Here is a 12,793-nt window from a genome sequence, read left to right on the forward strand (position 1 = left end):
TCAGCAATATGGTGGGCCCCTTTATCAAGTATGGCCCGGAAGTTGTCGAATCCTGCCTCGCGGCCGGCTGTCATTACACTGATACGACCGGCGAACAGGACTGGGTGCTGCTGGCGCAGGAGCGCTGGGGGACAAAATTCGCGGAAAAAGCCTTGCTGCTCGCGCCCAACGTTGCCCAGATGTACACAACGGGAGAAATCGCAGCGAACATTTGCCTCGAGACACCCGGTCTCGATACCCTCGATATCCTGGTGCTATGGAAGGGCTTCCCGACCTATGCCTCGACGCAGACGATCTTCACCATCCTCAAGGCGAACTGGTACTATCTCGTCCAGAATAAATTTGTTGAATGGGACGTAACTGCCAATTTCGAGGTCAACGTTCCCGGTCAGCATGAGGGAGCCATCGCCGTACCGTGGGGCGGCACAGCGCATCCGGTCTGGTTCAAGAGCGATCCTCGCGTGTCCAATTGCAGGGTGCTCGGCGGCGTCATGCAGCGCGACGTCATGTTGGGGGTGGTTCAAACCCAGCAGATGGTAAAAGAAAAAATAAAGCCGCTTCCGCCCGATCAACAGGAGAAGGCGCTGGCCGATATTGCCGCAACGCTGCAAGCAACCATGCCGCCGCGCGAGAATCCCCGTGTCAATACCTCGATCGACTCCGTCTATGCATCGGGACCGCTCGGTCGCGCCCATTGCGTGATCCACGGGAATTGCAATTACAAGCAGACCGGAATGCTGCAAGCCTACGCCGCTTTCTCGCTGCTGCAGACTGCTCCGAAGAAAGTTGGCTTCGCGTCCGCCTGTCAGGCATTCGGACATCGGGAACTACTGGGCCAATTGCGAAGTTTCGGACTGGTGATGAACCCAATTCTAACGGTTCACACTTGATGCAGCGGGGTGGCGCGTACGAGCGCGTCACCCGCCTTCTTTCCGGGGAGGTTGCTCGTGCGGCTTGTCGACTATCTGGATAAGGGCGCGTCGCTTGGTGCTGATGCTCCATGCCTGACCATGGACGGAAAGGACCTGAGCTATGGCGACGTGCAGCGCCTGAGCTATCGGATCGCACGCGGTATAGCCAATTCCGGCGTAAGCCCCGGAGAAAAAGTCGCGATCCTGTCCGGCAATGACTCGACTGCCTTTGCCTGCGTATTCGGAATTTCGCGCGCCGGAGCCGTCTGGTGTCCGATCAATCCACGCAACGAGGCGGCAGAGAACCAGTTCATTCTCGATGCGTTCGATTGCAGCCTGTTGCTGTTTAACAGCGGCTTTGCGCCCATGGTCGACAAAATGAGGCCTCATCTGCCGAAGCTGCGCAAGCTCGTATGTCTCGACACCGATCTGCCTTTCGCGATGTCGTTCGAACGTTGGCTTGCCAATATCGACGACCAGCCCTTTCAGCGCGATCCCGTTGATGATCTTGCGCTCATACCCGGCACCGGCGGAACGACCGGCAAACCCAAAGGCGTAATGCTCTCGGGACGCAACATCGAAACGATGACGGCGTTGACCCTAATGGGCTATCCTTTCAAGGGACGCCCGACCTATCTTGCGTTCGCGCCTCTCACGCACGCTGCCGGCGTGCTGTGTTTTCCCATTATGACGCTCGGAGGCAGGGTGGTGATCATGCATCATCCGGACATCGGGGAATTCCTCGATCTGATCGCACGCTATCGGGTCACGCACACATTCCTTCCGCCTACCGTCATCTACATGCTGCTGGATCATCCAAAGCTTGAGAGCACTGATCTCAGTTCGCTGCAATGCTTCTGGTACGGCGCGGCCCCGATTTCGGTGGCACGCCTTGCCGAGGCGCTGGAAAAGATCGGCCCGATGGCACAGCTCTTTGGGCAGACCGAAGCACCGATGATGATCTCCATGATGCCACCCGAGGACCATTACAACCCCGACGGTTCGATCGCGACCAGACGTTTGTCGTCGGCGGGCCGTGTCGGGCCGCTCGTTCGGGTCGGCATCATGGATGGCGACGGCAATCTGATGCCGACCGGAGAACGCGGCGAAATCGTGGTTCGCGGGTCGTTGGTGATGGATGGTTACTACAAGAATGCTGAAGCAACGGCAGACGTCTCAAGACACGGCTGGCATCACACGGGCGATATCGGATACCTCGACGCGGACAATTTCCTTTATATTGTCGATCGCGCAAAAGACATGATCATCACTGGCGGCTTTAACGTCTATTCCGTCGAAGTCGAGAACGCCCTCCAAGCCCACGATGCCATTCAGGATTGCGCCGTCATAGGTTTACCAGACGAGAAGTGGGGCGAACGCGTCGTCGCGGTGGTGCAGCCGAGAGCAGGACGCACCGTCGACGTCGCCGAGGTATCTCGCTTCGTGAAACAATTGGTCGGAAGCGTCAAGACGCCTAAGCAGATTGAAATCTGGGAAGACCTTCCGCGCTCCAAAGTCGGCAAGGTGCTAAAATCCGAGATCCGCGCGAGGATGCTGGCAAACGGGAAGAGATGACGGCGACTACGATTGGATTGACTGAATAGCTTTTTTCAGATTCATTTCAATGAAAAACCGGACCTTTATGCAGCAGTCATCCGCACAAAGGCCCGACCTGATTGTCTGTTGCGCTGATACTCTGCAAGAAGCTACCGCCTATCTGTATTGCGAAGGCAGCGATCCCGGCACATCAGGTTTTCAAAGCAGGTTACTTCTTTTTCTTCTTGGCTGTCTTTGCCTTTTTTGCCTTCTTCGCTTTCTTGGCCATCTTCCCCTCCGAGTCCCTCAAGTTTGGCTCAATGCAAGTCAACATTCGGCTTGCATACGTTCAGCCTACACCACAATTGCAAAATTGATACCGCTGGCTTCGAAGAAGGTAAACGAGCGTGCCCGCTTACGCGACAACCCTGCTCTGGTGCAGCTTGGCGATTGCGGCTTCGTCGTAGCCGGCTTCACGTAGAATTTCATTGCTGTGCTCCCCAACCGCCGGCGCCTTGCGCGGCTTCACCTTGTCCGCACCGGCGACAAAGAACGGGCTGTCGATCGTCAACATCGCGTCGTTCTCGAACGGAACCAGCACGCCCGCATCCAGCAACTGCCGGTCGGCGGACAGGTCGCCCATCTCGGCGACGCACTCGAAGACGATGCCGGCTTCGTCGAGCAGCACGCGCCATTCGTCGCGGTCGCGCTTTGCGAACGCCTCGTCGAATAGCGCGATCAGTTCCGCTGAGCGGGCGAAGCGATCGGTCTGCTTGGTGAAGCGCGGATCGTCGATCAGGTTGTCAAGACCGAGGCACTTCGCGACGACTGGAAAATCCCGCTGCTCATTGACGATCGCCAGCAGCAGCCAGCGTCCGTCGCGGCAGCGATAATAGCAGCCCAGCGCATTGAAGAGCTTCTCGCGTGGCGGCCGCGGAGTAAATGTCGCGCCGCACAGCGCTGCCTGTGCCATAATGCCATTCGACCAGATGCCGTTGGCGAGCAGCGACGAGCCGACCAACGCGCCGTGGCCGGTGCGCTCACGCTGGTACAGCGCCATGGCAATTGCCGCAAACAGCGAGACGCCGGAGGGGTGGTCGCCCATGCCGGCGAGCGCGCGCGCCGGCGGCGTATTCGCGTCGCTCCGCACCATGTCCATCAGTCCCGAGCGCGCCCAGTAGGCGGTGACGTCGAAGCCAGGCTTGCCGGCCTCGGCACCGGTCTCGCCGTAGCCGGTGAAAGATGCGTAGATCAGCCGCTCGTTCATCAATGCCAGCTGTCCGTGATCGATCGCAAGTTTCCTTCGCACCACCAGCGGATAGTTGGTGATGAAGACGTCGGCGTTGGCGACCAGCCGGTGAAGCGCAGCCTGTCCTTCGCGCTTGGCCAGATCGAGCGCGAGACCGCGCTTGTTGCGGTTGTCGAGCAGCCAGCCATAGGGATGATGAGACTGCGGCATGCCGGGAAGCTTTGGTACCATGCGGAAGGCATCGCCCGCACCCGGTGGCTCAATCTTGATGACGTCGGCACCAAAATCGGCCAGCAGTGTCGCTGCCGTCGGTGCGGCGATGAAACTGCCGCAATCGATGACTTTCAAACCTTCGAAGATTTTGCTCATCGCTTTTACCTCCGCCTCCTGCGACCCGGGTTGTCAGCCCAGGCTTGTTTGATCCGTCAACTGGAATTGCTTGCCCCGAAATATTGCGGCCGTCAGGACTGACGAGGAAGACGACCATCGCCGCGATGTCTTCGGCCGTGACACCACGGCGCAGCGAGATGCGTTGCATCGCGCGGCGGTGTAGTTCCTCGTACGACATTCCCGTGGCCTCGGCCTTCTCGCGCATCACGCGCTCGACACGCGGCCCTTCGACCATCCCGGGTTGGATGACGTTGACGCGGATGTTGTCCGGGCCCAATTCGATCGACATGGTCTTGGTCAGTCCGACAATGCCCCACTTAGCTGCGGCGTAGGATGCTCGCTTGGGGTATCCGAGGCGGCCACCGATCGACGACATATTGACGATGCTGCCGCCACCGGCTGCGCGCAGCAGCGGGATCGCGCGCCGCGAGCACAGGAAGTGGCCATCGAGGTTGACGGCGATGGTGCGTTGCCAATCCGCAAGCGACAGTTCCTCCAGCGACAGGGTCGGCCCGGAGATGCCGGCGTTGTTGACCAGGACGTCGAGACCGCCAAGTCGCTGCTCGATTTGGCTGAACAGCGCGTCGACCTGCGCTTCGTTTGACACGTCCGCGCGAACGGCGAGGTCCTTGCCGCCGACTGTCGACGCGCAAGCCTCGAGCGCGGCGGCATCGACATCGCAGACCATGCAGCGCGCGCCCGCTTCGATCAGGCGTTGGGTGATGACGAGGCCGATGCCCGCGGCGCCGGCAGTCACCAGCGCTCGCTGGCCGGCAAGTGAGGCACTCATAGTCGACTCTCGCCGTCTGGCGCAGGAAGCGATGACAACGTGCGCAGCAACGCGACCTGTGCGTCGTCTCGCTTGCGCTCCATCTCCGGGATCGGTGTCCTGCCGAATGAGGCCGCGGCCTGCTCGACGATGCGCCGCTGCAGCTTCTCGTCGAGTTCGACCGACGGAATCACCTTGAACGAAGCAGCCATGTTCTTGCCCAGGTGCTGAAAGAAAGATTCCAGTCCCTTCGGTCCGCCGCCCATGTGGAACGAGCTGAACGGCCCGTTCACGGCCCACCGCAAGCCGATCGAGCTGGTGACGATGTCATCGAGTTCATCGACGGTGACCACGCCCTCCTGCACCAGATAGCAGGCCTCGCGCATGATGGCGCGCTGCAGCCGGTTGGCGACGAAGCCCTGTATCTCCTTCTTCAGCACGCGCGGCACCTTGCCCAGCGCCTCGTAGAAGGCCAGGGCCTCTTCGACCGCCTTCGGGTCGGTGCGCTCGCCGGGGACTACCTCGACTAGTGGGATCAGATGCGGCGGATTGAATGGATGGCCCACAAGCAGGCGGCTCGCGTCTTTCATCTCGCGGCCCTGCTCGGTGGCCGGGCGCGCCGAACTCGACGACAGCAGCAGCGCGTGCTTAGGTACCACGGGCTCTATGCGTGCCCAAAGCTGCTGTTTCCATTCGGGGCGCTCGGGGCCATTCTCCTGTACCAGATCGGCAGTCGCGACAGCGCGATCGAGATCAGTTTCAAAGCGCAGGTTCCTGTCGAGGGATTGGTGCGGCAGCCCGAGCGCGTGCAGGGTTGGCGCGATCTTCAACAGTGCCGCCTTCACCATGGTCTCGATGTCGGGTTGCAGGTCGTTGACGACGACGTTCAGTCCGTGGGCGAGGAACAGTGCCGTCCACGACGCACCGATCACGCCTGCACCGATGACACAGATGTTGCTATAGCGGCCAAGCACAACTGCGCTGTCTTTGGTCGAGGCCATGGCTTCCTCCGTACGCTTAGCGGGGATTGTCGAGATAGTCGTAGCAACGCTTGGCGCGAGCCAACGTCAGGTCGGTCAGGATGTGGCTGCACCCCAGGATCTCTCGCACCGGAAAATCGGCTTGCGGCGCAAGTGCATGCGCGAAGAGTTCCAGCCGCGCCGGGCCGGTCCACGCGCCCTTGACGGTGATATCGGTGATTTCGGTACGCAACAACTCGCAGATGCGAGGCTCTCCCCTTGGATTCGGGCTGTCGTAGGTCCAGAGAATCTTCAGCATGAAGGTGGGAACGCAAACCTCGGTCTTCGCCTTATCGAGATCCATCGGGCGGTGCTTGTAACCCATCGTCGCCGTCGCGACGCGCAAGGTGCCGTAATCCAGCGTGCCAACCAGCGTGTCGGAATCGACGTACAGCCGCGGCTTGCCGATTACCTTCGGGTAGGCACTGATCTCACGACCCGACGCGAGCGCTGGCAGATTGTCGAGGTACATCGAATGCAGGTACTCGCCCTTTTCCCGGCCGAAGCGCACCTGAACGACCTGCCCACACTCCGTGTAGTCGCCCAGGCCCGCCGTGTCGGGCATGCGCATGATCTCCCAGCGCACCAGCGGTTCGTCGATTTCAAGCGGTTCCGGAACGACGGCTCGCAAAGCGTCCATGTCAGTGCGATAAAGGATGTTCAGATACTCGCGGTTATTGAAGCGGAACGGTCCGCGAGGATAGGCCGGCGCGCCGATCGGCGTCGTCAGTTGCCTCAGCACTTCTTCCTTTTTCATTGTGATCCTCCCTGTACCGGCTCCCGGGTCCCATTTGTTGTTGGTTCTGGGACAATCCGTTGCGGTTCAACGGAGTGGAGTTGAATCGGTGAGAAAGGCGCGATTGGACCGTGTACAGGTTAACTTCGGGACAAAGTCGATGGGCTCGGCTTTTTCTCACCGGCAGCCGGTATTGCCGATAGCGGCATCGTTGCATTGGGGATACGACAGGACTTACGGTCTTAAGCCCATCAACCAACCGGAGGAAGGAGCCATCGAATGGAAGGCAGCCATGGGCGCGTTGGGTAAGCTGAGCCAGCAATGGAACGCGCTGGTGCGCCGATCGCCGCCCGGCTACGAGCAGCGCCACATTCGATCGCCGCGATCGCGAACTTGCCGAATCAACAGGTCAATCGAACTGTCGCTATTCCGCCGACTTCGCCTTGTCCCAAATTAACTGGCCCTGCGCGCCAACCGTACCTTTCGTGATCCTGGCGCGCTCGATAGCGTCCGAACTCAAGCTGCACGACTTGATATTGAAAGCGGGAAACTCCGCGACACTGGGAGGGCAACGTTCCGCCGCCGTCGCAGGTCCTGATTGCGTTGGAGGTGCACGGGATTTGGGAGCTGCATGTTTTTTGCGACCTATCTGCTATTGCAACGCACCGCGCGGCGATGGACACCCGGTGCTTGGTGCTGCCAGGCGTTACCGCGAGCTACATTTCGACCAGACCGTTGCGAACCTATCTCAAGGTGCTAGGCTATGCAGCGCACGGATGGAAGCGGCGGCCTAACCATGGACCGCGTCCAGGTGTCGAGGCCGGCATGGATGCGAGACTTGCCGATCTTTGGCGGCTCTATCAACGCAAAGTCACCCTGATCGGGTGGTCTCTCGGCGGCGTCTTTGCTCGCGAAATCGCGCGGCGGGCGACTGATCTAGTACGCCAGGCGGTCATGCTCGCTAGCGACGCTTGGCGTCTTGCGGAAATCCCGAGAAAGCGCCGGTCGATGACTGGCCGGGTCGTGAAATCACGAAGCTGCTGCCGCCGGCCGAGCACGGCAATCCACAGCTGTACCGACGTTGACTGGAAAAGGCGGTCTCGAACTTCCGCGAACTCCCAAAGGAAGCGCAGGTGCGCAACAACGCGCGGAAGGTCCTGCAAGAACGCGTGCGGGAGAATCTCGTCAATCTGCAGAAATTGCTGCGGCCGAAGTAGCGCTTCGAGGCCGAAAGGGAAGATAGTACCGATGAGGGGGAGGTCATGAGTCTTGCGCAGTTGCAAAATCTGAAGGGAAGGGCGGCCCTTGTCACCGGCGGATCGCGAGGCCTCGGCCTTCAGATGGCGGAAGTGTTGGGCGAACTCGGTGCGAAGGTCGCAATTACTGCGCGAAAGGGGGACGAATTGGATGCGGCAGCCGGGCATCTCAAATCGCTCGGTGTCGAGGCCTTGCCGCTAGTCTGCGACATGGGAAACCTGGCCGCGATTCCGCCGATGATAGAACAGGTTATCGCAGCCTTCGGCGCGATCGACATCCTCGTCAACAACGCCGGTACGTCCTGGGGGGCACCGACAATCGAACATACGCTCGAGGGCTGGAACAAAGTGATCACCCTGAACGTCACGGCGATCTTCGTTGCCTCGCAGGAGGTTGGCCGTCGCTGCATGCTGCCTCGCCGGCGCGGCAAGGTGATCAACATTGCATCGATCCAGGGCCTGACCGGCGGTTATCCGGAAGGCGTGCCAACGCTCGCGTACAACACCAGCAAGGGTGCGGTTGTGAACCTGACTCGCACCCTTGCCAACGAATGGGCGCCGTTCGGCATCAATGTCAACGCGATCGCACCTGGCTACTTCCCGACCAAGATGACCGCGCAGCTCGACACGGATGCGACTTCAGAGATGGCGCCGATGAAGCGAGGCGGAGGTCCCGAAGATCTCAAGGGCGTAACGGCGCTATTCGCCTCCGACGCCTGTGCCTTCATCACTGGCCAGACGCTTGCGGTCGATGGTGGGGTCACCGCGATTTGAAGCCCTAATAGCCGGGAAGGGAGGGAGACCCCATGATCGACATGCCCTGGATCAAATCTTATCCGCCAGGAGTCAGGTGGGATGCCGAAATCCCGCTGATGCCCGTTCAGCAGATTCTGGAAGAATCCGCATTGAAATGGCCGAACAATCCGGCGGTCGATTTCATGGGCAGGAAGATCTCTTATAGAGAACTCAACGATCTCGCCAACCGTGCGGCCAACGGTCTCCAGAAGCTCGGTGTTAAGCCTGGGGTTCATGTTGGTCTCTATCTGCCCAACACGCCCCACTACCTTGTCAGCCTGTTCGGGGTTCTCAAGGCCGGCGGCACAGTGGTCAATTACTCGCCGCTCGACGCCGCCAAAGTGCTGGAGCATAAGATCGAGGACAGCTACACCGACTTCCTCATCACGCTGGATATGGCATCGCTCTATCCGCAGATGGCGGCAATGCTCGGCAAGACCAGGCTGAAGAAGCTGATCGTCGGCAATCTCGGCGAAATGTCGGCACAGCCGGATGCCGTCAACGCGCAGATGCAGGCGACCAAGCAGCGTTCCGGCGTCCCGAATGACGACAGGCATATCGCTTTCCGGGCGCTGCTCAATAACGACGGCATCTACCGCAGCTATCCGATCGCAGATCTGACGGATGCCATTGCGGTTCTGCAATATACCGGCGGCACGACTGGCCTGCCGAAGGGCGCGATGTTGACCCATGCCAATCTGACGGCCGCCACCGGTCAATGCGTCGAAACCACGCGCACTGATCCGCCGACGCTTGATGAAGGCAAGGAGCGGGTGCTTGCTGTGCTTCCGCCGTTCCATATCTACGCGCTCACCGTCAACATGCTGCTGGGAATCCGCATCGGCGCAGAACTGGTTCTGCATACGCGGTTTGACGTCGAAGCAGTTGTGAAGGATTTGACGGAAAAGAAGATCACTGCATTTCCTGGCGTCCCGACGATGTTCGTGGCGGTCCTCAATCACCCCGGAGCGGGGAAAGCTGATTTGAGTTCGCTCAAATGGTGCAACTCCGGCGGCGCGCCGTTGCCGCTCGAAGTCCAGCAGAGCTTCGAGAAGCTCACGGGGTGCAGGCTGGCGGAGGGTTGGGGGATGACAGAAACGTCGCCGACCGGCACCTTTACACCTGTCACCAACGAGCCGCGTGCTGGTTCGTGCGGTGTGCCGAGCCCCGGGATTACCATGAAGTTTCTCGATGTCGGCGACAATGCGACTTACGTGCCGATGGGGAAATCAGGTGAATTGTGCATCCGAGGCCCGAACATCATGAAGGGCTACTGGAAGAATCCGGAAGCCACTGCTGCGATCATGACAGCCGACGGCTTCATGCGGACCGGCGACGTGGGCTACATGGACGAGGATGGCTACGTCTACATCGTCGACCGCACCAAGGACATGCTGCTGTGCGGCGGCTTCAATGTCTATCCGCGAGTACTTGAGGAGGCCGTCTATAAGCATCCTTCTGTAGAAGAGGTTGCGGTGATCGGTATCAAGGATGAATACCGCGGCCAGTCGCCGAAGGTCATCGTCAAGCTGAAGGCAGGCGCCGCGTCCTTCGAGCTGAAAGAGCTTCAGGAATTCTTAAAGGACAAACTCGGCAAGCACGAAATGGTACAGGCACTCGAGATCAAGGAATCATTGCCGAAGACGCCGGTCGGCAAGATCTCGAAGAAGGATTTGTACGACGAAGAGGAACGCTGGCCTAGTCGGACCTAACGCTCGATGGGCATAGACCTTAAGTGTCGTCGCGAAACGCTTTAGATGAAATGGCACAGGTCAGCTTAGGCTCGTAGCGCAGCCGAGCAAACAGTTGCTTGACAGTTCACGGGAGGCAAGAAGATGGACCAACTCAGCGGCATTGACGCCTCATTCCTGCATCTCGAAACGCCCGAGACGCCGATGCATGTCGGGAGCTTGCTGCTACTCGACCTTCCTCGGGGCTACCAGGGCGACTTTTATGAGGACGTCAAGGCTATGCTGGGCAAGCGCCTGCATCTCTCGCCTATACTAACCCGCAAACTGGCGCAGATGCCGTTCGAACTTGCCGAACCGGTGTGGATCGACGACGATGACATCGACCTGGATTACCACGTGCGAAGTACCACCTTGCGGCGTCCCGGCACGATGGCGCAGCTCGAGCAGCTCATCGCGCGGCTGCATGCTTCGCTGCTCGATCGCAGCCGTCCGTTATGGGAGGCGTACGTCATCGACGGCCTGGAAAACGGGCAGATCGCCTTTTATTTCAAGGCGCATCACAGCGGCGTCGACGGCAAGTCCGGAGCCGAACTCGCGAAGGTGCTGTATGACACCACGCCGCAGATACGCGAAGTGCCGCCGCCACGGCGCAAGCGCACGAGCGGTCAGTACCAGCTTGGCGTCACCGAGTTACTGCAGGCCGCGGCCACCAATGCCGCCCAGCAATACCGCAAGCTCGCGGAGCTGTTGCCGACGGCAGCCAAGGCGTTCAGCACGGCGGCCAGCGTCGTTGCCAGCCAGCGAACGGAGAAAGGTGGGCGCTCCTTGGATCTCGGCCTCGCGCCGAACACGATCTTCAACGACTCGATCACCAATCAGCGTTCATACAGCACGATGTCGCTCCCTTTGGCTAACGTCAAGTCGCTGGGCAAGCGGGTCGGCGGCACCGTCAACACGATCGTGATGGCGATGTGCAGCATCGCGTTGCACCGCTTCCTGAAAGAGCGAGGCCTGCTGCCCAAGGAGCCGCTGATCGCGATGGTACCGGTCAGCCTGCGCGCCGAGGGCGACAGTGCGATGAACAACCAAGTGACCATGGTGCGTGTCGAACTGGCGACCGATATCGATGATCTGCCCACGCGTTTCAAGGCGATCCACGCGTCGTCTGAGGCGGCCAAGGCGGTTGTAAGGGAGCTGAAGCCGGTATTGGGGGTGAACATTCCGATTACCGGCTCTCCATGGCTGATGACCGGTCTGGCCTCGCTGCTTGGTCGTTCCAATCTCGCGAGCCGTTTGCCGGCGGCTGGCAACGTCGTGATCTCCAACGTTCCGGGACCGCCGATGCAGCTTTACGTGGCGGGAGCGCGGATCGCGGATTATTTCCCTGTCTCGATACCGTATCACGGCAGCGCGCTTAACATCACGGTGCAGAGTTACGCCGGATTGCTCGATTTCGGTCTCACGGCCTGCCGACGCGTTCTGTCGCAGGAAGAGTCGCACGAAATGATCGGGCATCTCAAAGCGGCGCTGCGCGAAATCGAGGCACTGCCATCGGTCGGTGAGGCCGTGAGCGGGGCAACTACGGTGTTGGAGTCGAACGAACCTGACAAGGCTTCCAAAAAGAGGAAATCGGTCGCGGTGATAGAGCCCAAGGCGCCTCGGAGGCCGGCAGCGGCAAACAAGGTTGCTATTCGATCAAATGCCCGGGCCGGTTCGTCCAAGACAGATTGATCCCATCATTTCCCGGAGGCGCCGGCCGCAGCCGATGCCGCATCCGGGCGACTGGAATTGAAGAAATATTTTGGAGGAAACGAACATGCATACGGTAGCTGCAAACAGGGCATCGCCAGCATTGGAAAACCCGGCTTACAAGGCCGTGTTCTCCAAAATAGACTGGCGCATCATACCCCTGCTGTTGATCGCTTACATGGTCGCCTATCTGGACCGCATCAATATCGGGTATGCGCAGCTGCAGATGAAGCAGACTTTACCGTTTGACGATGCGGTGTACGGCCTCGGTGCGGGCATTTTCTTTGTGGGATATTTCCTGTTCGAAGTCCCCAGCAACCTTCTTCTGGAGAGGATCGGCGCCCGCAAGACGTTGCTGCGCATCATGGTGCTGTGGGGGGCGGCTGCCTGCGCCATGATGTTCGTCTCAACACCCTTCCAATTCTACATGGTAAGATTCTTGCTTGGCGCCTTTGAGGCGGGCTTCTTTCCCGGCGTCATTCTGTATTTCACCTATTGGTATCCCTCCGTGCGGCGCGGACAGGTGATTGCGATCTTCATGTCGGCCACGACCATCGTGTCCGTCATTGCGGGACCACTATGCGGCTTCATCCTGAAATATTTCGATGGCTTCAGCGGTCTTCACGGCTGGCAATGGCTGTTCCTCGTGCAAGGGTTGCCAGCGATTATCCTCGGCCTTCTTGTGTACCTTC

Annotated in this window: 11 protein-coding genes; 7 read left to right on the forward strand and 4 right to left on the reverse strand. The window is 59.8% G+C overall.

Annotated features, from left to right (window positions below; genetic code table 11):
- From VNX23_RS17850 to VNX23_RS17860, 3 genes are all read left to right on the forward strand, one after another.
- Positions 1-890, forward strand: an 890-nt coding sequence (locus tag VNX23_RS17850; protein ID WP_325632145.1) for a DUF5938 domain-containing protein, incomplete at its 5' end; no start/stop codon positions are given.
- A gap of 57 nt (positions 891-947) precedes the next feature.
- The gene (locus VNX23_RS17855) at positions 948-2,486 is read left to right on the forward strand and encodes an AMP-binding protein (protein ID WP_325632147.1); all 1,539 of its coding nucleotides are present in this window, start codon (positions 948-950) and stop codon (positions 2,484-2,486) included.
- 101 nt (positions 2,487-2,587) lie between these two features.
- Positions 2,588-2,824: a hypothetical protein gene (locus VNX23_RS17860; protein WP_325632148.1), complete on the forward strand. Its 237-nt coding sequence runs from the start codon at positions 2,588-2,590 to the stop codon at positions 2,822-2,824.
- A gap of 38 nt (positions 2,825-2,862) precedes the next feature.
- On the opposite strand, the gene VNX23_RS17865 is transcribed toward VNX23_RS17860, so the two are convergent.
- Genes VNX23_RS17865 through VNX23_RS17880 form a run of 4 tightly spaced genes read right to left on the reverse strand, consistent with a single transcriptional unit; the run spans position 2,863 to position 6,631 of the window.
- Positions 2,863-4,065 (reverse strand): CoA transferase, encoded by a 1,203-nt coding sequence (locus VNX23_RS17865; protein WP_325632149.1) that lies wholly within the window; start codon positions 4,063-4,065, stop codon positions 2,863-2,865.
- A complete protein-coding gene (locus VNX23_RS17870) occupies positions 3,956-4,876 on the reverse strand; it encodes an SDR family oxidoreductase (protein WP_325632151.1) in 921 nt (306 codons plus the stop codon). Before VNX23_RS17870 ends, VNX23_RS17865 begins: the two co-directional genes overlap by 110 nt.
- A complete protein-coding gene (locus VNX23_RS17875) occupies positions 4,873-5,856 on the reverse strand; it encodes a 3-hydroxyacyl-CoA dehydrogenase NAD-binding domain-containing protein (protein ID WP_325632153.1) in 984 nt (327 codons plus the stop codon). Before VNX23_RS17875 ends, VNX23_RS17870 begins: the two co-directional genes overlap by 4 nt.
- A gap of 16 nt (positions 5,857-5,872) precedes the next feature.
- Positions 5,873-6,631, reverse strand: a complete 759-nt coding sequence (locus VNX23_RS17880) for an acetoacetate decarboxylase (protein WP_325632155.1) — start codon at positions 6,629-6,631, stop codon at positions 5,873-5,875.
- 1,241 nt (positions 6,632-7,872) lie between these two features.
- Between VNX23_RS17880 and VNX23_RS17885 the strand changes: the two genes are divergently transcribed.
- From VNX23_RS17885 to VNX23_RS17900, 4 genes are all read left to right on the forward strand, one after another.
- On the forward strand, positions 7,873-8,640 hold the full coding sequence (locus tag VNX23_RS17885) for an SDR family oxidoreductase (protein WP_325632157.1): 768 nt from the start codon (positions 7,873-7,875) through the stop codon (positions 8,638-8,640).
- A 32-nt stretch (positions 8,641-8,672) separates the two neighbouring features.
- The gene (locus VNX23_RS17890; protein ID WP_325632159.1) at positions 8,673-10,373 is read left to right on the forward strand and encodes a long-chain fatty acid--CoA ligase; all 1,701 of its coding nucleotides are present in this window, start codon (positions 8,673-8,675) and stop codon (positions 10,371-10,373) included.
- 123 nt (positions 10,374-10,496) lie between these two features.
- On the forward strand, positions 10,497-12,083 hold the full coding sequence (locus tag VNX23_RS17895; RefSeq protein WP_325632161.1) for a wax ester/triacylglycerol synthase family O-acyltransferase: 1,587 nt from the start codon (positions 10,497-10,499) through the stop codon (positions 12,081-12,083).
- Between the two features lie 85 nt (positions 12,084-12,168).
- A partial coding sequence (locus VNX23_RS17900) for an MFS transporter (protein ID WP_325632163.1) occupies positions 12,169-12,793 on the forward strand: 625 nt, incomplete at its 3' end.

Source organism: Bradyrhizobium sp. (genome assembly GCF_035570375.1).
Lineage (GTDB): Bacteria > Pseudomonadota > Alphaproteobacteria > Rhizobiales > Xanthobacteraceae > Bradyrhizobium.